The following is a 24,508-nucleotide window of genomic DNA, read 5'->3' on the forward strand; positions in this document are numbered from 1 at the left end:
TGATTATTACTTGCAGCCGGGCAGATTCGAGCGGTACACCTGATCTGCGCCGAGTCGTGCGTCCTCGCTCAGCAGCATGTCCGCTTCGAGCTGACGCGACGCCTTGGCCGGCGTTCCGTCGGCGCCGAGGCGACGATCCGCCGGACGCTCGTAGAGGCTGTCGCCGCCGCACATCGCCTTGGTGAGGCGACGCTGTCCGTCGATCGTCCGCTGCTGCGCCGCCGCAACATAATCCGCGCGCTTGTCGGCCGGAACCGACTCGACGAATGCCTGCGGGTGCACGACTGCGATCAGTCCGGAAACGTGACCGAAGCCGAGGCTGGTCAACAGGCCCGCGCGCAGCGGAAGCTGCTCACCGAACTTGAGCGGCTGACGTGCCCACACGAGGTGCTCGAACTCGGCCATCTTGTCGTCGACGCAGTCGAGGCTGCGGTTCGGCGGGACGATGCCCTGGCTCAGTACCTGGCAGAGTCCGATCAGCTGGAAGGCTGCGGCACCACCCTTGGCGTGACCGGTCAGGCTCTTCTGCGAGACCACGAACATCGGCGCGCCTTCACTGCGTCCCAATGCCCCGGCGAGGCGCTCGTGCAGCTCTGCCTCGTTGGGATCGTTGGCGGCAGTGGAGGTGTCGTGCTTGGAGATCACGGCGATGTCGTCGGCGCTCACTCCGAGAGCGTTGAGCGAGAGTGCGAGCTGTGAATCGGCTCCCCCACGTCCGGCGCCCAGTGCTCCGAGTCCCGGTGCCGGGATCGAGGTGTGGACACCGTCGGCGAACGATCCCGCCCAGGCGACCACACCGAGGACGGGCAGACCCATCTCGAGTGCCAGGTCACCGCGAGCAAGCAGAATCGTTCCGCCACCGGCCGACTCGACGAATCCGCCGCGGCGACGATCGTTTGCCCGCGAGAAGCGGCGATCTTCGATGCCCTTGGCGTGCATGTCCTCGGTCTTGGCAGTGGCCGACATGTCACCGAAGCCGATGATGCCTTCCGTGCTCAGATCGTCGAACCCACCGGCAACAACCAACTGCGCCTTGCCGAGTCGGATCTTGTCGACGCCTTCTTCGACGGATACCGCCGCCGTGGCGCAGGCGGCGACGGGGTGAACCATCGCGCCGTAACCGCCGACGTACGACTGAACGACGTGCGCTGCAATGACGTTCGGCAGCGCTTCCTGCAGGATGTCGTTCGGGCGGTTCTCGCCGAGCAGCGTGTCGATGTACAGGCTCCTCATGGAGGTCATACCGCCCATGCCGGTGCCCTGCGTGTTGGCGACCAGGCTCGGGTGTACCCAGCGGAGCAGTTCGCTCGGAGTGAAGCCGCCCGTGAGGAAGGCGTCCACCGTCGCGACGATGTTCCAGAGACCGACGCGGTCGACCGAATCTGCCATGTCCGCGGGGATGCCCCACTTGGTGACGTCGAAGTTGGTCGGGATCTGGCCGCCGACACTACGAGTCAGTTTCATCTTGCGCGGGACGCGGATCTCGGTGCCTGCGCGGCGAGTGACCGTCCAGTCGCCGGACTCGGCGGAACCCGTCGCCGTCGTGTTCTCCGGATCGGATTCGACGAAGGCCAGAGCCTCGGCCTCACTGCCGACCACGAAGCTCAGATCCTTGTCCAGGAACACGGAGGTGAGCAGCGGAGCCGTGTTGTCGATCATCGCGCCCTCGTCGACGTAGCGACGGATGCCGCAACGCTCGACAACTGCGTCGTGGTACTTGTCGGCGATTTCCGCCTCAGGTACCAGGTCACCGGATTCGACGTCGTACCAACCCGGCTTGGGGTCGTTCTCCCAGACGATGAGTCCGGTGTTCCACGCCAATTCGAGAACGCCTGCGGCAGAGAGCTGCTCGTCGACCTCCATCTCGAAGCGGGTACGCGAGGAACCGTAGGGTCCGAGCTCTCCGGCGCCCACGATGACCACGAGGTCCGCGGGGGTGACGTCCAGTTCGGGCCAGTTCGGAGCCTTGACCGAGTCGTCGATCCGAGCCGGCGCGGGCAGTGCCAGGATGCTGGACTCGTCCACTGCCTCGTCGACAGCTTCGGCGATCTCGGCCACCTCGGCAGCTTCCTTCGCCAAAGCACCCAGATCCAGGTTGGCCTCGGACAGTCCGCCGGTCAGGTCGACCTCGAGCGGAGCCTCTGCAGCAGCGCGACGCGACTCACGCGTTGCCGTCTTCAGCAGTTGGGTCGCCATCTCCTGGGTGGACCAGGTGCGGACGCCCGCAGCTTCGACCGCGTCGACGATCGGATCGTTGTGACCCATGAGTCCGGTTCCCCGAACCCAACCGATGACCGCGTGTGCCAATGTGACCCGCTCGGCCCAGTTGCGCTCGGCCTTCCAACGGTTGACCACGGCGATCAACGAAGCCTTGGCCTCACCGTAAGCACCGTCGCCGCCAAATGTTCCGCGGTTCGGCGAACCGGGCAGCACTACGTGCAGGTGCGTGTCGACGTCGCTGTCGTAACCGATCTTCGACAGACCGCCGATGAGGCGCTCCACCGACCAAAGCAACACGCGCATTTCCATTTCGGCGCGAGCGCCGGCGTCGGAAAGTTCGCCGCCGACACGGGGAGCTGCGAACGGGAAGAGCATCGTCGGCGTCATGGCCGGCTTGATGAGCTTCTTTGCGCCGCCTGCGTTCTCGGTGGCCTCGTTCCCGATCCAGTCGATCAGTGCGTCGACGTCGGTGTACGACGCCATGTTCGCGGGAACCACCCAGAGGGCGGCACCGGCGCGAGCGTTCTCACGGTACAGGTCGCGGTAGAAGCCGAGACGCTGACCGTCGAGTCGCGAGGTGGTCACGAATACCGTTGCGCCACCAGCAAGGAGCTTGCCTGTGACCGCTGCCGCGATGGAGCCCTTGCTGGCGCCGGTCACGACTGCGACCTCGCCTGCCCACTCGGGTGCGTCGGACTCTGCCGTCACAGCCGCATCAGCGATGCGGGTATAGACCTCGGCGAGCGCCGTGCGGCCTTCGTCGGTCGCACGGGTTGCCCACCACTTCGCCTGGGCGGCAACGGTGGAACCGGCTCCGATGAAGTTCTCGACCGAGAGGATCTCACTGCCCAGCCAGATACGCGCAAGATCCTCACGCGCACTTGCCCAGCGGTCGTCGAGCAGCACTGCCTTCTGCGCGTCGAAAGCCGGAGCAACCAGACGCGGCCAGTCGGAGCCGAGTTCAGCCGAGACCAGGTCGACCAGTTCGGTGTCCTCGACCGTCGCGACTGCTGCTTCTTCGTTCAGTCCGAGCTGCTCGAGCACCAGGCGTGCGGCCGAGGCCAGAACGCCGTTGCGACCGGTGATGTTCTCGGTGAACTCACCCAATGCGGCTGCGTCGACGGTTCCGCCGCTTCCGCCGCCGGTGGCCGGCAACGAGACGCTGACTCCGCGAGCAGAGCCGACCGAGGCAACTGCGCTGTCGATGACTGCGTCGACCGCTGCGGCGTCGGCCAGTGCGCCGGAGCTCAGGCCACCGAGGTCGCCGCCGCGGATGCTGGCGCCGTCACGGGTGCCGAGAGCCACTGCTGCGGTGACGTGGTGTGCCCAGCCGTCGCCCAGTTCCCAGACCTTCTTGACGCGGTCGGCGATGTAGCCGGGACGCTTGCCCGAGGGGCCGAAGACCTTGCGCAGGTGATCGTTGATCGAATCGGAGAGCACCGGTCCGAACGCCTTGTACGTACGGGCGAGCTTGTCGACGGTTGCTCCCAAGGAGCCCATGTCGGCGTCTGCGGCACCGTCGATGGCGCCGAGAGACAGCTCGGAGCCCAGGTCGACCAAGAGCTGGTTACGACGCGAGGAGACGCCGTCGCACAGTGCCTCGATCGTGTCGGCGGGGCCGACCTGATCGGGACGGAGCTTGGTCCACAGGCTGATCAGGACCTTCGTGGCGTCGGGCGCCTTGAAGGTGAGGTCGTCCGGACGCGGTCCGCCCGAAGGTGCAGCGGGAGCAGCAGCGACCGGAGCGGCGGCTGCGGCGACCGGAGCAGCCTGCGCGGCAGGGGCTTCGATCTCGTCGTCGTCATCGACGGCCGGATCGACGTCGGTGCCGTAGACGATCGCAGCTTCACGCTCGACGTTGAGAACCTCGACCGGGTAGCCGAAGCGGCCCGGTAGCTTGAGGGTCTGCGACGCCAGGTTCGCGACGGTCGGGGCAGCGCCGAGACCGATCTCGACGAAGCGCTCGACCCCGAGTCCACCTTCGGACTCGTCGCCGAACAGCAGGTCCTGCGTCTCGATCCAGCGAACCGGGCTGGCGAACTGCCAAGCCAGCAGCTCGATCAGGATGATGCGGGACAACTCGTGAGTGCGCGTTGCGTAGCTGTCGAAGTCTGCGAGGACTTCCTGCAGCGGCTCGGACGGCACCAAGTCGGCGATTTCCTGAACGAAGTCACGACGCAGCGAGAACGGCTTCGGAACCAGGTTCGGGATGTAGCGGCCGATCAGGATGTCCGGGTCGATGTCGTGCGGGAGCAAGTCCTGCAGGCATACGCGGAAGTCCGCCACGCCGCCGCGAAGGACGGTGGAATGGAACGGCACGTCGATGCCGGGGACCTGGATGTATGCCCGCTTGCCACCGAATTCTGCGCGGCGACGGTCGATTTCGATCTCGAGTGCGTCGAGACCGGCTACCGAACCGGCAATGGCGTACTGGCTGCCACGCAGGTTCAGGTTGACGATTTCGAGGAACTCACCGGAAGCCTCGGCGACACCGGCAACGAAGCCCTGCACGTCGTCGTCAGAGACACCGATCTGCGACGGGCGAATAGCGGCCATGCGGTAGTCGGAGCGTCCGGCTTCGTCACGGGGAACGAGCTGGTGCATCGCGGAGCCACGCTGGAAGACGACCTCGAGAAGTGCTTCGAGCGGGAAGACCTCGGCAACAGCGGCGAGTGCGTTGTACTCACCGACCGAGTGACCGGCCAGAAGCGAATCCTCGATGAAGGTTCCGGACTCGCGCAGCTCGGCAACCTGAGCAACACCGAGAACGGCCATGGCCACCTGGGTGAACTGTGTCAGGTGAAGGACACCGTCGGGATGCTTGTGCTCGACACCACGGGCCTTGACGGTCACCGGGTTGTCGCGCACGACAGCGAGGATCGAGAATCCGAGTGCCTTGCGGGTGTGCTTGTCGGCGCGCTCCCAGACGTCGCGCGCAGCCTTGGACCGGGCGCGGGCGTCGAGGCCCATGCCCGGGCGCTGGATGCCCTGGCCGGGGAAGGCGTAGACGGTCTTCGGCGCGGCGGTCCGGCCGGTGGCGACCATGACCAGTTCACCGTCGATGCGGCAGCCGACCTCGACGATTTCTGCGCCCTGGTCGATGCCGACACGGTCGACGCGGACGTCGATCTCGGCGCCGGGGCGAACCATCCCGAGGAAGCGGGCGGTCCAGGCGGTCAGGCGGCGCGGCGGAACGCGGGTTTCGGCCGGGTCGACTGCGGTGACAACCTGCTGCGCTGCGGCGGAGAGCCACATGCCGTGCACGATCGGGGTTCCGAGGCCGGCCAGCAGAGCGGCATTGTCGGACGTGTGAATCGGGTTGTGGTCACCGGAGACCTGAGCGAATGCGCCCATGCTGACCGGCGCGAGGATCTTCGCGTCACGGCGACGACGACGCGAGGTGTCGACAGCCGCGTCGCTGATCGATCCACCGGCGCGAGCCGGGTCGACGAGTTCGCCTGCGCCGGTGCGTCCGCGGATCGCGAAACGCTCGGTCATGGTGACGACTGCGGGGGCGTCGAGGCCCTCGCCGAGCATGGCACCGACCTCGACCTTGACCTCGACGACGCGACCGAGGTCGGTGTCGAGAACCGAGGCGACCTCGGCATTGACGACGAGAATGCTTGTCTCGGAGGGCAGCTCACCGACGAAGTCGACGGTGTGGTCGAGGTGGACCAGGTCGAGCATGCCTTCGATGACGGAAAGACTGTCGAGCTTGGCTGCGCCGAGGACCGCGAAGACCGCGGGCCAGCATGCTCCGACGACGACGTCCGGAACAGCCTTGCCGCTGACACTGAGTGTGGTGGGCAGACCGGAACCGGTGACACCGGCATGATCGGCGATGCGATCGGGAACCCACGCGACGCTGAGGCGAGCCTTGCCGTTCTTGACTGCCGGCAATTCCTGCCCGGCAGCAACTGCCAGGAGTGCGGACATCGCACCTTCGGCGTCGTCCTCGGTGACAACCGGAGCGCCGCCGTCGATGACGGACTCGGGGATGGTGATCATGATGTCGACGGACTTGTCTGCCACCAACGGAACCGAGAGCAGCACGTGCGAGGAATCGACGACGGTCAGGCTGGACCCGGTGGTGCCGTGTACTGCCTTGTCGGCAGACTCTGCACTCCACTCCTCGAGGTCGCCGAGACGACGGACGGGGTTCTGGGTCAGGCGGCCGGCCCACTGGAGGTCAGGAGCCGAGAGGACGGCGTCGAGAAGTCCGGGTGCGGAATCCTGGTGGCGACGGCTCGCAAGTGCAACCGGAGTGGTTCCGGCAGCAACCAATTCGTCGTAGGTGGCCTTCTCGAAACGATCGAGCAGGTCACCGACCGGCTCGTCGACACGGGTGATGCCGGCGACGGCAACGGTGCCGGGGATGACACAGACCTGATCTGCGGTGTAGCGGGGATCGTGTGCCTGCCACAGGGAGTCGCTGCGCCACCAACGGCGCACGTCACCGTCGACGACGGGAACGAAGTTGACCGGCTTGCCCGGTGTCTTGCAGAGCGAGATGAAGAACGAGACGTCTGCGGGATGCAAAACGGTCGTCGAGTAGTCCGGGTACGACGCCTGCAGTGCGCAGATCGCAGCCTCGGGACGCTCGAGGGTCTCGGCATCGCCGAACAGTGTGGGGATGGGACCGCGGTCGACCGGGTGCAGACGCGCCTCGGTGCGCTGGAGCATCTCACCGAAGCGAGCACGCCAGGTGATGTCGAGCCACGGGCTCGAGGTCGCCTCGACGATGGCATCCTGAAGATCTGCGCCGCAGTCGAATTCCTTCGCGGCGTCGATGCCGACGGTCAGCTCGAGGTAGCGACGCAGCCACTGTGCGTACGTCATGGTCTCGACGTCGCCGAAGTACGGCTTGGCGGTGACGTCGAGGGCGGCGATGATCTCGTCGCGGCGCTCGGCCACTGCCTCGGAATCGCCGGCAACCTCGTCGAGGAGGCGTCCGGTGCGCGAAGCCGCGTTGTCGATCTCGTGGATGTCGGCACCGAGCTGGCTACGGCCCGAGGCCATTCCGCCTTCAGCGGTACCGGCACCGACCCAGTCCGGCGTACCGGGTGTGTCGACGAGAAGCTGCTTGACCTCGGGAGAGGTGGTGGCCTCGAGAGTCGCCATGGCTGCGGTGCCGACCAGGATGCCGTCGACGGGCATGGCCGGGAAACCGGCTGCGGCAGACCAGCGGCCGGTCAGGTAATCAGCTGCGCGCTCGGGTGTTCCGATGCCGCCGCCGACGCAGATGACCAGGTTCGGACGCGTGCGCAGCTCGGCGTAGGTGTCGAGGAGCAGGTCGTCGAGGTCTTCCCACGAGTGGTGTCCGCCGGCGCGGCCCCCTTCGATGTGGACGATGACCGGGAAGTTCGGAACCTCGTTGGCGATACGGATCACGGAACGGATCTGCGCCACTGTGCCGGGCTTGAACGCGATGTTGGTGATGCCGATCTCGGACAACTCGTCGATGAGGGCAACGGCCTCTTCGAGTTCCGGGATACCGGCGGTGACGATGACGCCGTCGATGGGAGCACCGGCAGTACGGGCACGCTGCACGAGACGCTTGCCACCGAGCTGCAGCTTCCACAGGTACGGGTCGAGGAACAAGGAGTTGAACTGGACCGCGCGGCCCGGCTCGAGCAGCATCTTCAGCTCTGCGACACGGTCTTCGAAGATCTCTTCGGTGACCTGTCCACCACCGGCAAGCTCGGCCCAGTGACCGGCATTGGCTGCCGCGGCGACGATCTTGGCGTCGACCGTCGTCGGCGTCATGCCTGCGAGCAGGATGGGCGAACGACCGGTCAGCTTCGTGAACGCGGTCTCGACGCCGATGCGGCCGCCGGGAAGCGCAACGGGCTTCGGCGCGAACTCGGTCCACGAACGTGAGACCTCAGGCGCAGCACCGGGAGTGAGCAGATTGCGGTGTCCGCCGCGGGTGGCTGCGGCAATGATGCCGATGCCCTGTCCACGCAGCGAAGAGGACGTCATACGGGTCAGCTGATCGCTGGGTCCGAGATCGAGAATCCACTTGGCGCCGGCGGAGATTGCGCCGTCGACAGCCTCGACCCAGTCGACCGGATCAACGAGGACACCCTGCGCAAGTTCGCGCGCACGGTCCGCGTCGAGACCGCAACGGGTCGCCCAGCTGCCGACGAGTTCGACGGCCTCGGCCAATGCGGGGTGATGGAAGCCGATTTCGGTGTCGAGCGGATCGAAGGACGGCGCGAAGACGGAACCGCCACGCTTCTTACCCTCACGCTCGCGGGCCTCTTCGGCTTCGATCTGCTCACAGCGCTCTTGCACGCGTGCCAACTGAGCGGGCGGCCCGGCAAGGACGACACGGCGACGGCCGTTGCGGATGGCGAGGACAGCTGCACGCTCGGGAGCAATACCCTCGGCAAGCTCGGCGACGATGGCAGCAAGGCGCTCGGGATCGACGCCCGAGACCGCAACCATCGGCTTCGCGGAGGCGCCGGCGATGACGCCGCGGCGACGGCCGACCAGGCTGGCAGCAGCACCGACGAGCTGTGCGACGGCGAGGAGCTCACCGTCGTCGTTGCCCTGTGCGGCTACGGCAGCCGTGGCCAGAAGGCCCTGCGAGTGGCCGATGACGGCAGCAGGCGGGTTGCCTGCCACATCCAGACCCTGAGCGGAGAGGGCACGCAACGCCGCAAGCTGCGTGAGGAAGACACCGGGTAGCGACACCGGAGCTGCGGTGAGCGCTGCAGCGGAAGGTCCCGCCGACTTCTCACCTTCTTCTTCGTCGACGATCTCGGCTTCGAGCATCCATGCGATCGGATCGAATCCGACCGGGCGAACCACGAGGAGATCCTGTGCGACGGGTGCGAGGCGTGCGGCTGCATCATTGACCAGATCGGTCAGAACGGGCTCCAGGCCGTTGTCACGGCTGAGCTCCTCGAGCGAGGTGAGCCAGGGAGCGCCCTGTCCACCGAAAGCGATTGCGTAGGAAACGCCGTTGTTCAGCGAATCGACGAGGGCACCTTGGCTGGTCGTGCGGGACTGTCCCCCATCGACGCCGAAACGGCGTCCACCCTTCGAGTCGCGTCCGTTTCCTGTAGGTGTCGTGTCATCGATCGTCACGCGTACGTCCTCTCCTGGTCACCTCTGCGGCGAGGTGGGATTTGCGGTGTGCTGCCCGGCTGAAGTGCTCGCGAATTCGTCGAGAGAATCGACGGAGTCAGGGCGTTCGTGCAAGACAAGGTTTACACAGAATCATGAGGATTTCCTCACGTTTGTCGGCGGCCCGGAAATCTCGACTTTCGGGGCCGTGATCTTCCTCACCAGACTTCGAGAAAGTGACTCGTGAGTAGGTCGCGAACGCCCTGCCTGGGACTGTTACCGGGATTTTCAGAAACCTGAGGAACCCCTCATATTTATTGTTACCAATTCGTGACCTCCTTGACGGACGGTCGATCCCGTGCGTTCCGGGCCACAATCTGTCGGACCCCCTCGCTACGTTCAGCGCGTCCACACCGGACAACTTCTCGGGGGGAGAAATCATGAAAGACACAGACGTAGTCAGGGCCGTCGAATTCATCGGCGCCGAGCTTCCGCGCGAGGCGTGGCCGCATTGGAATCAGGGATGGCCGCGCGAGTCCGAAGCCGCTCTGCTCGACGCGATCTTCTCGTCGCGCGCCGCCTACGGAACACCGAAGACCGGAGTCCGCGCCGTCGTCGACCGTTGGCGCACACACCGCTCGGTAGCCGCCGACGATCGCCTCGACAGCTTGTCCGCTCTCGCCGCCTTCACCGACCGTGGCGACGAGCTCGCAACGATTCTCGGCAATGGCCAGCGCGTGCCGGGCAACTACTCCACCAAGGCCGAAGGTGTAGCTCACGCAGCCAAGGCGCTCGTCGAATCCGGTTGCCGGTCCAGTGCCGACGTCGAAGACACCGAAAGCCTCCGCTCGGCAGTCGTCTCCGTTCCGGGCCTGGGCCCAAGGACCTTCGAGACACTGGTGTTCCTGTCCGGGAAGTTGACGGCAACTTCGATCGACCTGCTTGCACGGTTCGCCACCGAAGCAAGCAGTAGCGAGAAATTGTTGTCGAGCACCGACGCAGCCGAGTTGCTCGTTGCGGTTGCCGAACATCTCGATGTCGATGTTCAAACGCTCACCCACGCTGCGTGGCGGTATCAACGCACGGCTGAGCAACCGCGCCGATCGAAGAAATCCGCTACGCCGCCGGCAGCGGATCCACTTGCCGCAACGGCGTGAGAGCGCCCGGGCGCATCCCGACCAGGGTGGTGTGCCCGCGAGCGATTCCACTCGCGTATCCTTTGAATTCCGCGCGCGAGTGGCGGAATTGGCAGACGCGCTGGATTTAGGTTCCAGTGTCTCAGGACGTGGGGGTTCAAGTCCCCCCTCGCGCACAACGAAGAGCCCCGCCGGATCAGATCCGGCGGGGCTTTTTCAGTTCTCGATCAGGCTCAGCGCTTTCGAGCCTTGACCGGCGGGGTCATGTACATCGTCCGGCTCGGCGTCAGCCCCAGACGGACCGAGCTCTCCAACCACGTGGTCGCCGACGCCGTCGGATCCACAACCGGAACATGAATCCCTTTGCCATGCAGTCCATCTCGGACCGCACTTGGTTACACCGAGTATCCCGGTGCAACCGAGAACGACGGAATCGGCCTCACCGTTCTCCACTGCCGTAGACCCCTGAGCGGCCAGTCGATCGATCAGTTCCTCCCGATCGGTGAGGCCCAGCACCGGCATGTCCACGACTCGAATACTGCCCAGCCGACTATCGAGCCCATACCGCCGAGTCAGCGATCGGAGCATCGGCACGACATTCGGCAGGATGGTCACGACACCGACGCGATCGCCCAGACTCATCGCTGTCAGAAATGACGGCTCGAAGCCGCCGACCACCGGTGCGTCGATGATCTCTCGGGCGGCATGCACTCCGGGATCGGCGAAGCACGTGATGAACACGCCGTCGACTGCCGCTTCCTCGACCCTCTGCACTATTCCGGGACCGGCCAGTGCCTCGTCGTACTCGGACTCAATGCTCGCCGTTCCGGAACGCAGCGAAACGACGTCGACCCTCGTTCCGGGCGCTGCCCAGTGCTCCACCTCGGCTGTCACAGCAGGCGTGAGTGTGGTGTCGATGACCGGACGAATCACTCTGATGTGCATGAACGCTCCCCTGTTGTCGGATACGCCCGAGGTTATCGATGCAGTTCAGCCGGGAGAATGTGTTCAATGCCTAGTGTTGCGGTTGAGGATGGACACAGCGCACAGGCGGTGTGGCACGGCACCTACGACACGCCGTGACACGGCCTCTACGACACGCCGTGGCACGGCCTCTACGACGCAGTGTCGGAGATCGCAGGGCGAGGCACTATAGCTCTCAGGTACCGTCTTAGTGTGTCCAAGAACGCTACAAAACGCCGACCTGCGCTGATTCTGCTGGTCATCGTGTCAGCCGCCGGCTGCCTCGCGCTCGGCTGGTGGCAGTGGGAGCGCTTCGAAGCCGTCGGAGGGTCCGGACAGAATCTCGGTTACGCGTTCCAGTGGCCGCTGTTCGCGGCGTTTGTGGTGTACGCGTATCGCAAGTTCGTTCAGCTCGAAGACGTGGACCCCGAAGAGGCCGAAGCCGAGGAAGCCGCCGCGGAGCCGCGTGAGATTCCCGCCGACCTCTTGCCGCAACGCCCGCAGGCCGAGTTCGACGATGTGAGCCTCGACGTCGACGATCCTGAAGCCCGCCAAATGCTGGAATACAACGACTACCTTGCGCAGCTCGCCGCTCGCGAGTCCGATAGGAGCACGACGTGAGTACCGGTTCGGAAGCGAGCATCGCTACCCCCGCAGTCAACGCAGAAAAACAGAAGAAGGTTGCGTCGGCGCTGGTCCGATACCGCGTTCTCGCCTGGATCACCGGCCTCTGGCTGCTGTTCCTGACCGGTGAGATGGTCTACAAGTACCTGATTCTCGACAATTCGGCGGACGCACCGTCGTGGTTGTTCTACATCGGCCAGATCCACGGCCTGTTCTACATGCTCTATCTCGTGTTCACGATCGACTTGGCGATCAAGGCCCGGTGGAAGCCCGGTACGACGGTTGCCACCGCGCTCGCCGGCACGATCCCGTTCCTGTCGTTCGTGTTCGAGCACAAGCGAACCGCCCAGGTGAAGCAGGCTTATCAGCTCTGAGAGTTTCGAAAAGTCGAGCCCTGAACGCAGACGCGTTCAGGGCTCGACTTTTCGGATTCGGTTCAGCCGGCCAGTGCGGACAATGCCGGAACGAGCTGCACGAGCGCTCTCCCTCGATGTGACGCCGCGTCCTTTTCGGCCGGGGTGAGTTCTGCGGCCGAGCGGGTGTCGCCGTCCGGACGGAAGATGGGGTCGTATCCGAATCCTCCGTCGCCGGCCGGTTCTCGGCCGATCACGCCGCGCCATTCGCCGCGCACGACAGTCTCGTCGCCGCCAGGGATCACCAGTGCACAGGCGGAGACGAATGCCGCGCCGCGCCGCTCTTCGGGCACGTCCCCCAGCTGAGCCAGTACCAGAGCGGTGTTCGCGCCGTCGTTCCCGTGAGTGCCCGACCATCGCGCGGACAGCACGCCGGGCATACCGTTGAGTGCATCGATCTCTACACCGGAATCATCTGCGATGCAAGCCATTCCGGTTGCCGCCGCGCCGTCACGCGCCTTGGCGAGCGCATTCTCCTCGAACGTCGCCCCGGTCTCGGGAGCTTCGGGGAACGGCGGCACCTCGTCGAGCCCGACCAGTTCGATTCCGTTCACTCCGGCGGCGTCGAGAACTCGATGAAGTTCCTTCAGTTTCTTGGCATTTCGGCTGGCAACCAATACTCGTACGCTCACAGCTCAGGCACCGAACTTCTTCTTGGGTTCCGGATTCTTCGGTTCGGGTAGCACCCCGGGATACGGCTCGGCCAACGCCTGACGCTGTATCTCGAAAAGTTGCTCACAACCCGCCAGAGCGGAGTCGAGCAGCTTGTCCAGCGTCGAGCGTGGGAAGGTGGCTCCCTCACCAGTTCCTTGAATTTCCACCAGCGTGCCGGTATCGGTGGCCACGACATTCATGTCGACCTCGGCACGCGAATCCTCTTCGTAGGGAAGGTCGAGACGCACTCGTCCGTCCACGACGCCGACGCTGACGGCCGCTATGCCACACGAGATGGGCTGTGGGTCGGAAAGCAGGTCGGCTGCGCGCAGGTACGTCACGGCGTCGACCAGGGCTACGTATGCCCCCGTCACTGCCGCGGTGCGAGTGCCACCGTCGGCTTGGAGAACATCACAGTCGAGGGCGATGGTGTTCTCACCGATCGCAGCGAGATCGATGCAGGCCCGAAGTGATCGGCCGATGAGTCGACTGATCTCTTGGGTACGGCCGCCGACCTTGCCCTTGACCGATTCGCGGCCACTGCGTGTGTGCGTGGCGGCGGGAAGCATCGCGTATTCGGCTGTCAGCCAACCCAAGCCGGAGCCCTTGCGCCAGCGGGGTACACCCTCTTCGACGCTGGCCGTGCACATGACGCGTGTGTTCCCGAACTCGACCAGAACGGATCCGGCCGGATGACTGGTGAACCCGCGGGTGATCTTGACCGTGCGGAGCTCGTCGTCCGCCCTACCGTCTTCTCGTGTAGTCACCTTCGTGAGCCTAGCGGTCGCCCGGTCGGCGCTGCATCGAATGTGAGGGGAATCAGATGTCGTAGACGCTTCCTGCGGAGACGGCATGGACCGGTCCGGAGAATTCGGATTTCGCTTCGGCGATCACGTCTTCACGGGAGGTCCACGGCGGGATGTGCGTGAGGAGAAGTTCCTTGACGCCGGCGAGGGCAGCCACACGGCCGGCTTCCTTACCGGAGAGGTGAACTCCCTCGGGGCGATCCGGACTGTCGGTCCAGGAAGCTTCGGAGAGCAACACGTCCGCTCCACGGGCGAGTTCGACGACGTTGTCGCACATACCAGTGTCTCCGGTGTAGACGAGCACGCGGCCGTCGGCGCCGGTGATCCGGAAACCGTAAGCCTCGGGAGGATGATTCATCCGGCGCGCGACGACGCTCAGTTCTCCGAACGTCACCGGCTCGTTCTCGGCCCAGAGCCGGACGTCGATGGTGTCGGAGATGTCGTCCGTCTCGCCTGCGCACTCGGCGGAGGACACTCCGATGCGGCAGGCGGTGTCGGTGGGGCCGTAGACCAGAGCGCGGCCAACCGGCGGGTTGGGGTGATAGCGACGCCAGACGAGCAGGCCGGGCATGTCGAGACAGTGGTCCGCATGAAGGTGCGAAAGAAGAATCGTCACCTCGCCCGGATCGGCGTATCGCTGCAACGCCCCCAGAACGCCCGGGCCGAAGTCGATCACGAGCGGCGGAGTTCCCGGTGCCGTGAGCAGGTATCCCGAAGCCGGTGAATCCGGACCCGTGACGCTGCCGGAACACCCCAGGACGGTCATGCGCATACCGGTCATGCTGCCACGTCTACCCGTCTGGGAAAAAGCTCTTGGTCGTTTTGGCGCGTCGAAGTCACACCGCAGTGTGGGTGTGACCCACGTCCGTTCAGAAACTGGGTGGTCGAACGGCCGGTGCCGACCCTGCGCGCTTGGCCCTCTCCCCCGACGTCAGTGCCCACGCGGCCACCACGCCGCCGATCGCTCCGAACAGGTGTCCCTGCCAGGAAACCCGTGGATCGCTCGGCAGAACGCCCCACAGCACTCCGCCGTACACGACGAAGACAGCAACACCGATCAGGATTTGCGTGAAACTTCGCGTGAAGAATCCGCGCACCAACAGGTAGGTCACCCAGCCGAAGATCAGCACGGACGCACCGACGTGATTCGAGTTCGAACCGGCGAACAACCAGGTTCCGACACCGCCGATCACCCAGATGATGCCGGTAGCCGCGAGTCCGCGCGCGATTCCCGACACCAGCACCAGGTATCCGAGGATCAGCACCGGAATGGTGTTGGCGATCAGATGACCCCAGTCGTCGTGCAGCACCGGGGCGAACAGGATTCCCCACAGGCCGTCGAGCGTGCGCGGGGTGACGCCGGCGTTCTGGACGTTCTGACCGGAAATGACATCCACGATCTCGATCACGTAGAGCATGATCGCGAAGCCGCCCACCAACACGGCCGACTGCTTCCACACCGAGGGCGGACCGGATTTCGGTGCCGGCGTTCGTGTGCCGAAATCCGGATTGTTGAAATCCATCGTCATCGTGTGCGTCCTCCACCGTCGATCCGGTTTTCTGATCGGTCACTTGCAACCAGTCTCAATTCGAGGTTACCGCCGATTCCAGGAGCGCTGCCTAGAGAAATGCAGACGGGAAGAGTTCGCGGTAGCTCGGGATTCCGGCTACCGACGTGGCGTCCAGAATGGCCTTCACGATCGCCCGTTCGACCACCTGTGCCGAAGCCGCGCACACCGCGTCAAGTAGCGGCAGATCGTTCGAGAAAGCGGCCGGAACCGCGATCTCCGAATTCGGGGTGTGATCACCGGTAGCGAGCGCGAAGATCGTGTCGCCGTCGAGCGGCGAATGTGCGGGCCGAATCGCTCGAGCCAGACCGTCGTGACCCGCGACGGCGACGCGTCGACACCCGGCTTTGGTCAGGGCGGCGTCGGTGGCGACGACGCCGATCGTGGTGTTGAGGACGGTGCCCTTGGCAGCGACGGCATTGGCCGCCGCAAGTTCGGACGCGTCGGGAAGCCTGAGGCCGAACGACTCCGCCCCGTCCGAGCCGACGCCCCACGGCAAACCTGTTCGAGGGTCGAAGACCGAACCCACCGGGTTCGCCACGATCAAAGCGGAGACCGTCGTACCCTCGGCGGGGCCGTCGGCTATCACGACGCTCGCCGTTCCCACCCCACCCTTGAGCGCTCCGGCTCTCGCGCCTACTCCGGCACCGACCGTGCCCGTGGCGAATTCGCACGAAGCGGTGTCGGCAGCGAGGAATCCGAAGTCTCCAGTCGGACGAACGGTCCAGTCCCCCACGGGCAGATCGAAGATCACGGCGCCGGGGACGATCGGTACGACCTGACCGGGAGCCCCCATCGCGATCCCGTGATCGTGTTCCTCGAGCCAGCGCATCACGCCGTCGGCCGCGGCCAATCCGTATGCACTGCCGCCGGTCAACAGCACCGCGTTGACCTGCTGAACCGAATGGCTCGGGTCGAGAAGGTCGGTCTCGCGGGTGCCAGGCCCGCCGCCGCGGACATCGACTCCGGCAACCACACCGGCCGATGCGAGCACGACTGTGCAGCCGGTGGCTGCGCCGCTTCCGAGGGTGACGCCCTCGTCGAGTTTGTGGTGATGACCGACTGCGAGGCCGGCGACATCTGTCAGTGAATCAGTGGGCCCGGTACGCGTCGTAGTCATGGCATGAGCGCCTGGACGAGGGAGTCCTGCATCCACGTCAACCAGTGATAGACGTCGAGATGCGGGGCGCGCGGGTCGTCGGGTTCGAGGCTCTCCGGGGTGTCGGCGTCGATGCCGAGATTGGTTCCGAGCGCGAGACGGACGTCGTTGAGCGAGGACAACCAGGCATCGGCCTGTTCCTGCGTGAGAACGACCTTGCCGCCGGCCTCGGGAAGCGAAGCCAACAACGTACGGGCGGACTCGCGTTTGGCGTCGATGATCTCGGGCTCGTGCAAACTGCGCAGGGCGCCGTTGACATTGGCACCCGCGTCGTCGAGATCGTCACTGTTCGGGGTGACCTTGTCCGGGTCGGTGCGCTGGAAGTTGGGAAGCAGCCGCGCCAACACCGGATTGTCGGGTGTCTCGGAATTACCGGTCCGAAGGCCGGTCAGCGCGGCGAGTTCGTCTTGCGGCGCCGAAGACGCACGCTCGTCGAGAAGCCCGGTCACCGACTCCACGAGGGAGCGTAGAACCGCCGCTTCGTGACCGTCCATCTCGGACTTGAACTTCACTCCGCCGAGTGAACTCTTCCTACTCCACGTCCGCACGCGTCGGACTCCCGTCTACGAGTTGGGCGAACAATTCGATCGAAATAATGGTTCTCAGGTGTCGTCGCGTTGCATGGTGGCCCAGAGACCGGCCGCATGGAGGCGACGCACATCGGCCTCCATCTTGTCTCGCGAACCGCTCGAGACCACGGCCTTGCCCTCCGAATGGACTTGCATCATCAGATCGGTGGCCTTGGCTTTGCTGTAGCCGAACAGCTTCTGGAACACGTAAGTCACGTAGTGCATGAGATTGACCGGGTCGTCCCAGACGATGGTCACCCAGGGCCGATCGGCGGCTTCGATGGTCGCCACGGCCTCCGACTGCTCGGGCGTGGCTTGAGGAGAGGAAGCCGTAGCGCCTCTCATCGTTACGTTCGCCGAGTAAGTGTCGGACACAGTCGCGCCGCCGAAAACCATGTATCCAGGGTACGGCGCGGCGAGAGGCGACAACACCCACCCACGTCGTCTCGCGCCTAGAGTTGTGTGCGTGCCTATGCAAATTTCCGACATCCGCGACGCCGGTGCCAGCACCGCACTGCTCACCGATCAGTACGAACTCACCATGCTCTCGGCGGCTCTCGCCGACGGATCTGCCTTCCGCAACTGCAGTTTCGAGGTCTTCGCACGGCGACTGCCCGACGGCCGCCGCTACGGCGTCGTTGCCGGTACCGAGCGCCTACTCGACGCGCTCGAGCAGTTCCGATTCGGTGAACCGGAACTGGCGATCGTTGCGAAATTCCTCGACGACACGACCGTCGAGTGGCTGCGCAACTACCGATTCTCCGGCGACATCGACGGCTACCGTGAGGGCGACTTCTACTTCCCCGGATCACCGATCCTCTCGGTCCGCGGAACGTTCGCCGAGTGCGTCATCCTCGAAACCTTGATTCTCTCGATCCTCAACCACGACAGCGCGATCGCTTCGGCCGCAGCCCGCATGGTCAGCGCAGCGGGCGGTCGACGAATGATCGAGATGGGCTCGCGTCGTACACACGAACAGGCAGCGGTTGCCGCTTCACGTGCCGCGTATATTGCCGGTTTCGACGCCACCTCCAACCTCGAAGCCGCGCGGCGTCACGACGTACCCAGCGCGGGAACGAGTGCACACGCTTTCACCCTGCTGCACACCACCGAAGACGGTCCGGACGAGGCGGCGGCATTCCGCGGTCAGGTCGCCGCTCTCGGCGTGTCCACCACGTTGTTGGTCGACACCTACGACATCACCGAGGGTGTGAAAACGGCTGTCGCCGTAGCCGGTCCCGAACTGGGCGGAGTGCGCATCGATTCCGGCGACCTCGGTGTGCTTGCTCGCCAGGTACGCCAACAACTCGACGACCTCGGGGCAACCAAGACGCGCATCGTCGTCTCCGGCGACCTGGACGAGTACGCCATCGCGGCTCTGCGCGCCGAACCAGTCGACTCGTACGGGGTCGGTACTTCACTGGTCACCGGATCAGGCGCGCCCACGGCAGGCATGGTCTACAAACTTGTCGAGGTCGACGGGATTGCGGTCGAGAAGAGAAGTACCAACAAGGCATCTCGCGGCGGCGCCAAGAAAGCACTGCGCGTAGTGCGCCCGACCGGAACGATCGTCGAAGAAGTCATCTACCCCGCCGGATCACCTTCCCCGATTTCCGAGGCGGACGGCGCGACCGAGCTGTTGATCCCGTTGGTTCGTGAAGGCAAGGTCGTCGAGAGTGCACCGACGCTCGAAGAGAGCCGTGCAGTTCTGAAAGCAGGGCTCGTGAGCCTGCCGTGGGAAGGGCTCAAGCTTTCACGCGGAGACTCGGCTGTGCCCGTTCGATTCTCCGGAGGTGAGCACCGGTGAGTGCTAAAGCACTGATCGTCGTCGACGTTCAGAACGATTTCTGTGAAGGTGGCGCTCTCGCAGTCGACGGCGGCGCTGCGGTTGCGGCGGCCGTCAACGATTTCGTGAACTCGCACGAGTACGACGCTGTTGTCGCGACTCGCGATTTCCACATCGCCCCTGGGGCGCATTTCTCCGAGACTCCCGACTTCGTCGACAGTTGGCCGGTTCACTGCGTCGTCGGGACGGCCGGTGCCGAGTTCCATCCGGCATTCGACGCCTCCGTCGCCGGTTCGGCGATCTTTTCCAAGGGCGCCTACAGCGCGGCCTACTCCGGTTTCGAAGGGGCAGCCGAGGACGGTACGACGCTCGAGGACTGGCTCCGCGCCCACGAGATCACCGACGTCGACGTGATCGGCATTGCCACCGATCACTGTGTCAAGGCCACGGCCATCGATGCGGCGCGCGCAGGATTCGGCACGACAGTCCTTCTCCCCTTCACTGCCGGCGTGTCGACCGCCACGATCGAGACAGCGTTGGTGCAGATGCGTGAAGCGGGTGTACTGCTGGTCGGGCGCGACGAAGCTTCGTCGGAAGAAGGCGTGGACGCCAACGAAGGGTCCCGGTCACAAGCCGTGGGCGTTTCTGACGTAGGGATCCATTAACCTTCGTGGGTGGCCGATCAACTCCCGAACGTTCCCGAACTGCTCCAGACAGCGGTGAGGTCGCTCGGCGGTGCCGAACGAACCAGCCAGCTGACGATGGCGTCGGCCGTGGCGCACTCGATCGACACGGGCGAGCATCTGGCCGTTCAGGCCGGCACCGGTACCGGTAAGTCACTCGCCTACCTCGTTCCGAGCCTGCGCCACGCGGTCGAATCGGGGCGCACCGTCGTCGTGTCCACCGCCACCATCGCGCTTCAGCGTCAGCTCGTCGATCGAGACCTGCCACGGCTCGCCGACGCCCTGAAAAAGCCGCTCGGCCGACGCGCAGAGTTTGCAATCCTCAAGGGCCGCAACAACTACCTGTGCATGAACAAGATTCACACGGGTGCGTCCGAGCAGCCACCCGAGGACGAGCTGTTCGATCCGTTCACGGTCTCGCGTCTCGGCCGGGAAGTTGTCCGTCTCACCGAATGGTCCTCCGACACCGAAACCGGTGATCGTGACGAATTGGTGCCAGGCGTGTCCGATCAGGCGTGGCGGCAGGTCAGCGTCACCTCCCGCGAATGCATCGGCAAGAACCAGTGCCCGGTCGGTGAGGACTGCTTCGCCGAGCGCGCCCGCGTCGAGGCGTCGAAGGCCGACGTAGTCGTCACCAACCACGCACTGCTCGCCATCGACGCCATCACCGGCATTCAGATCCTGCCTGACCACGACGTCGTGGTGATCGACGAAGCCCACGAATTGGTCGACCGCGTCACCGGCGTTGCCACGGCGGATCTCACGGCCTCTTCGATCAGTGCCGCGGCCAGGCGTTGCGGCAAGATCGCCGAAGAGCAGGACGCCGACCGACTCGAAGCTGCCGGCGAGGGTTGGGCTGGACTCCTCGAGGAATTGCGCCCAGGTCGCTGGGAAGGCCTCCCGGACGGGGCGGCGCCCGCACTGGCCGCGATACGCGACGCGGCCTGGTCGCTGCGCACCGCGATCGGTCCGGCCAAACCGGGCATGGCAGCCGCAGACCCCGAAGCCGCTGCGGCCCGCAACGCCGCACTCTCGTCCGTCGACGACGTCCACGACAGTGCCGTGCGTATTCTCACCGCTTTCGACGAACCAGACCCGGCAAAGCGCAAGGACGTCGTCTGGCTGTCCTCGGACGAGTTCCGCGGATCGGTGCGGCGCTCCGTCCGGATGGCTCCGCTCTCCGTCGGCGGATTGCTGCGCTCGCGACTGTTCGCCGAATCCACCGTCGTTCTCACTTCCGCGACACTGACCGTCGGCGGATCGTTCGACGGTCTCGCCGTCAACTGGGGTCTTCCTGCGGAATCGTCCGCGCGCCCCGACTCGGGTACCGCCATCGGCACCGAAGCACCTTCTGACGCTTCGGCTTTCCGCTGGAACTCACTCGACGTCGGGTCGCCCTTCGACCATGCAAAGGCCGGCATCATCTACATTGCCCGCCACCTGCCCACGCCCGGCCGAGACGGCCTCTCCCCGGTCTATCTCGACGAGATCGCCGAACTCGTCGAGGCCGCCGGCGGACGCACCCTCGGCTTGTTCTCCTCGATGCGCGCCGCCAAAGCCGCGTCGGAGGCGATGCGCGAACGCCTCGACACCCCCATCCTGTGCCAGGGCGACGACGCCACCGGCACCCTCGTCAAGGCCTTCGCCAAGGACGAACCCACGTCACTGTTCGGCACGTTGTCCCTGTGGCAGGGCGTCGATGTCCCTGGCCCATCGCTGAGCCTCGTCATCTTGGACCGGATTCCGTTCCCACGCCCGGACGACCCACTGTTGATGGCTCGCCAACAAGCCATCGAATCCCATGGCGGTAACGGCTTTCTCAGCGTCTCGGCCAATCACGCGGCGCTGCTCCTGGCACAGGGCGTGGGTCGCCTGCTTCGAAGCACCGACGACAAGGGCGTGGTGGCCGTGCTCGATCCGCGTCTGGCCACGGCGAGATACGCGGGTTACCTTCGCGCATCACTGCCTCCGTTCTGGGAGACGACCAACCCCGAAGTCGTCCGCAAGGCACTCACCCGCATCCGCGACTCACGTCCCTGACCCAGTTCTCACGCGGGCACAATTCTGCCCCGGTACCGACCGAACGGACCGGGGCAGAATGTATTACGTCAGACGCTCGGAGTGGTCACCAACCCGAGTTCGGAGGCATCGACCAACAACCGGTGATGCGGCAACACCCGCACGGTGTAACCCACGGAGCCGGAGACCGGAAGCGCAACCTCGGCTTCGAAGATCTCGGCTCCGTCCTCGGTTCCGAAATGTGTCATCGGGAACGTCACCACGTCGGTGAGTTCCTCGCCTGGGCTGACGCGTCCCAGGACTGCCTGAACCTCCACATCCGAGACCGACAAGCCGCCGAGGCGGACCTTGGCTTTCAAAGAGATGGTCGCACCGATCTCCGGAGTGTCCGGCAAGCCGGAACCGTCCACCTGCTCGACGGCGACCGACGGCCACTGCGACTCGATACGGCGACGGAACTCGGCCACCTCACGCGCGCCGGCAAAATCGTCCGCCACTACCGCTCGAGCTGATTCCGCCGAAGGGGCGTAGTAGTCGACGGCGTAGTCACGAACCATGCGTGATGCCAACACCTTCGGGCCCAGATTCTCGAGGGTGTGGCGAACCCTCTCGACCCAGCGCGTCGGCAGATCGGCTGCATCACGGTCGTAGAACGTCGGCAGTACCGCGTGCTCGAGAAGTTCGTAGAGGGCGCTGGCTTCCAGATCGTCACGCCGCACGTCGTCGAGAACACCGTCGGCCGTCGGAATGGCCCACCCGTTCTCGCCGTCGTACATCTCGTCCCACCATCCGTCGCGAATGGAGAGGTTGAGGCCGCCGTTGAGCGCGGATTTCATGCCGGAAGTACCGCACGCCTCGAGTGGGCGAAGCGGGTTGTTGAGCCACACGTCGCAGCCCCAATACAGGTAGCGGGCCATCGACATGTCGTAATCAGGCAGGAAGACGATGCGGTGACGCACATCCGCTTCGTCGGCGAACCGCACGACCTGCTGGATGAGTGCCTTACCACCGTCGTCGGCGGGGTGCGACTTGCCGGCCACCACCAACTGCACCGGACGTTTCTCGTCAAGCAACATCGCACGCAGACGCTCGGGATCACGCAGCATCAGCGTCAACCGCTTGTACGTCGGAACGCGCCTCGCGAATCCGACTGTCAAGACGTTGGGATCGAATACTCCAGTGGTCCAGCCGAGTTCGGCCTCGGTCGCGCCGCGTTCGAGCCAGGACGCTCGGACGCGACGACGAACTTCGTCGACCAACTTGCCGCGCAACGCATTACGTGTTTCCCACAGTTCGGTTGCCGACAACTCGTGCAGGCGCTCCCACCCGCGTGCTTCTTCGAGTTGCTCCTGACCGACGATCCGCCTGGCCACGTCCATCCACTCCGGCGCCGCCCACGTCGGCGCGTGAACACCGTTGGTGACCGAACCGATCGGCACCTCGTCGGCGTCGAAGCCCGGCCAGAGACCGTTGAACATGTCGCGGCTGACGATGCCGTGCAACTTCGAGACGCCGTTGGCTCGCTGGCCCAGGCGAAGACCCATGTGCGCCATGTTGAAGATCGACGGATCGGCTTCACGCCCCATCCCGACGATGCGGTCGACGGTCAGGCCGGGAAGCAAACTCGATTCGTTCTCGCCGTTCGCTCCGCCGAAGTAGTGACGGACCAGATCCGCCGGGAAGCGGTCGATTCCGGCGGGAACCGGAGTGTGCGTCGTGAAGACCGTTCCGGCACGGACCGCGGCCAGAGCCGAATCGAAGTCCAGACCGCTGGTGGTGACAAGTTCCCGAATCCGTTCGATGCCGAGGAATCCGGCATGCCCCTCGTTCATGTGGAACACCTCGGGATCGGGCAATCCGTACGCCGCGGTGTAGGCGCGCACCGCGCGGACGCCGCCGATACCCGCGAGGATCTCCTGCTTGATGCGGTGATCCTGGTCCCCGCCGTAGAGACGGTCCGTGACGCCGCGCAGATCCGCGTCGTTCTCGGCGATGTCGGAATCGAGCAGCAGCAACGGCACTCGTCCGACCTGAGCGATCCACACTCGCGCACGCAGCACCCGGCCACCGGGCATGGCGACGTGAATGACGACCGGCGATCCGTCTTCGGAAGCCGGGCCTGCGTCCGTCAGCAAACGAAGAGGCAACCCTTGAGGGTCGTGCGGCGGGTAGTGCTCGGCCTGCCAACCGTCGGCGGTCAGCGACTGGCGAAAGTAGCCGGATCGGTAGAGCAGTCCGACGCCGATGAGCGGCAGCCCGAGGTCGGACGCGGCCTTGAGGTGATCGCCCGCCAGGATGCCCAATCCACCGGAGTAGTTGGGCAGAACTTCGCTGACTCCGAACTCCATGGAGAAGTACGCAATTCCGCCGGCTAACGATGTGCCCTTGGCCTGCTGGGATTGGTACCAGCGCGGGGTGCTCAGATAAGCATCGAGATCGGCTGCTGCAGTGTCGAGGTCACCGAGAAATGCCTCGTCACTGCTGAGTTCGTCGAGACGGGTGGGGTCGACTTCCCCGAGCATGCGGACCGGATCGAACTGGACTGCTTGCCAGAGTTCGGGGTCGAGTCGCGAGAACAGATCCTGTGTCTCGGGATGCCACGACCACCGAAGGTTGGTGGACAGGGGGCCGAGCGCGGCGAGGCGCTCCGGAAGGTGGGCTCGGACAGTGAACCGACGCAAGGCTTTCACCCCGCGAACCCTAGTCGAGTTCCTCGCACTCTGTCCGGTGGAACCGAACGCCCGAGCCGACCTGACCACCGACAGACCCGAATTCGTCGTTATCAGCACTCCAGCGCCGCACCCACTACGGTTGAACCCGGCGAAAGAAAGTTT

The 24,508-nt window shown here is 65.1% G+C and carries 16 protein-coding genes and 1 tRNA gene; 7 read left to right on the top strand and 10 right to left on the bottom strand.

Features of this window, described 5'->3' with window-relative positions; all coding sequences use genetic code 11:
• Positions 1-6: 6 nt before the first annotated feature.
• Complete coding sequence (locus ACSW29_RS28870) at positions 7-9,315, bottom strand: fatty acid synthase subunit beta domain-containing protein (protein WP_448278927.1); 9,309 nt, start codon at positions 9,313-9,315, stop codon at positions 7-9.
• A gap of 419 nt (positions 9,316-9,734) precedes the next feature.
• Between ACSW29_RS28870 and ACSW29_RS28875 the strand changes: the two genes are divergently transcribed.
• Both ACSW29_RS28875 and ACSW29_RS28880 read left to right on the top strand, forming a co-directional pair.
• Positions 9,735-10,451, top strand: coding sequence for a hypothetical protein (locus ACSW29_RS28875; protein ID WP_448278928.1), 717 nt, complete (start codon positions 9,735-9,737; stop codon positions 10,449-10,451).
• A gap of 73 nt (positions 10,452-10,524) precedes the next feature.
• A tRNA-Leu gene (locus ACSW29_RS28880) sits at positions 10,525-10,606 on the top strand.
• 40 nt (positions 10,607-10,646) lie between these two features.
• Here ACSW29_RS28880 and ACSW29_RS28885 read toward each other — a convergent pair.
• Entirely contained in the window at positions 10,647-11,375 is a 729-nt protein-coding gene (locus ACSW29_RS28885) for an aspartate/glutamate racemase family protein (protein ID WP_448278929.1), read from the bottom strand.
• A gap of 231 nt (positions 11,376-11,606) precedes the next feature.
• Here ACSW29_RS28885 and ACSW29_RS28890 point away from each other — a divergent pair, with 231 nt between their 5' ends.
• Positions 11,607-12,014, top strand: coding sequence for a transcriptional regulator (locus tag ACSW29_RS28890; protein ID WP_448278930.1), 408 nt, complete (start codon positions 11,607-11,609; stop codon positions 12,012-12,014).
• Positions 12,011-12,391 (top strand): DUF3817 domain-containing protein, encoded by a 381-nt coding sequence (locus ACSW29_RS28895; RefSeq protein ID WP_003945334.1) that lies wholly within the window; start codon positions 12,011-12,013, stop codon positions 12,389-12,391. Before ACSW29_RS28890 ends, ACSW29_RS28895 begins: the two co-directional genes overlap by 4 nt.
• Before the next feature lie 62 nt (positions 12,392-12,453).
• On the opposite strand, the gene rdgB is transcribed toward ACSW29_RS28895, so the two are convergent.
• From rdgB to clpS, 7 genes are all read right to left on the bottom strand, one after another.
• Positions 12,454-13,062 carry an RdgB/HAM1 family non-canonical purine NTP pyrophosphatase gene (gene rdgB, locus ACSW29_RS28900; RefSeq protein WP_448278931.1) on the bottom strand — a complete coding sequence of 203 codons (609 nt, stop codon included), beginning with the start codon at positions 13,060-13,062 and terminating at the stop codon, positions 12,454-12,456.
• 3 nt (positions 13,063-13,065) lie between these two features.
• Positions 13,066-13,851, bottom strand: coding sequence for a ribonuclease PH (gene rph / locus ACSW29_RS28905; RefSeq protein ID WP_003945332.1), 786 nt, complete (start codon positions 13,849-13,851; stop codon positions 13,066-13,068).
• A 52-nt stretch (positions 13,852-13,903) separates the two neighbouring features.
• The gene (locus tag ACSW29_RS28910) at positions 13,904-14,662 is read right to left on the bottom strand and encodes a cyclic nucleotide-degrading phosphodiesterase (RefSeq protein ID WP_448278959.1); all 759 of its coding nucleotides are present in this window, start codon (positions 14,660-14,662) and stop codon (positions 13,904-13,906) included.
• A gap of 97 nt (positions 14,663-14,759) precedes the next feature.
• A complete protein-coding gene (locus ACSW29_RS28915; protein ID WP_047270276.1) occupies positions 14,760-15,419 on the bottom strand; it encodes a rhomboid family intramembrane serine protease in 660 nt (219 codons plus the stop codon).
• 91 nt (positions 15,420-15,510) lie between these two features.
• Positions 15,511-16,578, bottom strand: a complete 1,068-nt coding sequence (locus ACSW29_RS28920; protein WP_317829208.1) for a P1 family peptidase — start codon at positions 16,576-16,578, stop codon at positions 15,511-15,513.
• Complete coding sequence (gene aosR / locus ACSW29_RS28925) at positions 16,575-17,165, bottom strand: oxidative stress transcriptional regulator AosR (protein ID WP_448278932.1); 591 nt, start codon at positions 17,163-17,165, stop codon at positions 16,575-16,577. The genes ACSW29_RS28920 and aosR overlap by 4 nt, the downstream gene beginning before the upstream one ends.
• Positions 17,166-17,219: 54 nt before the next feature.
• A complete protein-coding gene (gene clpS, locus ACSW29_RS28930) occupies positions 17,220-17,531 on the bottom strand; it encodes an ATP-dependent Clp protease adapter ClpS (protein ID WP_029255695.1) in 312 nt (103 codons plus the stop codon).
• A 127-nt stretch (positions 17,532-17,658) separates the two neighbouring features.
• Between clpS and ACSW29_RS28935 the strand changes: the two genes are divergently transcribed.
• The 3 genes from ACSW29_RS28935 to ACSW29_RS28945 are packed head-to-tail and all read left to right on the top strand — an operon-like array spanning position 17,659 to position 21,695.
• A complete protein-coding gene (locus ACSW29_RS28935) occupies positions 17,659-18,993 on the top strand; it encodes a nicotinate phosphoribosyltransferase (protein ID WP_317829215.1) in 1,335 nt (444 codons plus the stop codon).
• Positions 18,990-19,637: an isochorismatase family protein gene (locus tag ACSW29_RS28940; RefSeq protein WP_448278933.1), complete on the top strand. Its 648-nt coding sequence runs from the start codon at positions 18,990-18,992 to the stop codon at positions 19,635-19,637. Before ACSW29_RS28935 ends, ACSW29_RS28940 begins: the two co-directional genes overlap by 4 nt.
• Positions 19,638-19,646: 9 nt before the next feature.
• Entirely contained in the window at positions 19,647-21,695 is a 2,049-nt protein-coding gene (locus ACSW29_RS28945) for an ATP-dependent DNA helicase (RefSeq protein WP_047270280.1), read from the top strand.
• Positions 21,696-21,763: 68 nt separating this feature from the next.
• Here the strand turns inward: ACSW29_RS28945 and glgP are convergent, their stop codons facing one another.
• The gene (gene glgP / locus ACSW29_RS28950; RefSeq protein ID WP_030537902.1) at positions 21,764-24,364 is read right to left on the bottom strand and encodes an alpha-glucan family phosphorylase; all 2,601 of its coding nucleotides are present in this window, start codon (positions 24,362-24,364) and stop codon (positions 21,764-21,766) included.
• Positions 24,365-24,508: the final 144 nt, after the last annotated feature.

The organism is Rhodococcus sp. GB-02 (assembly GCF_053470465.1).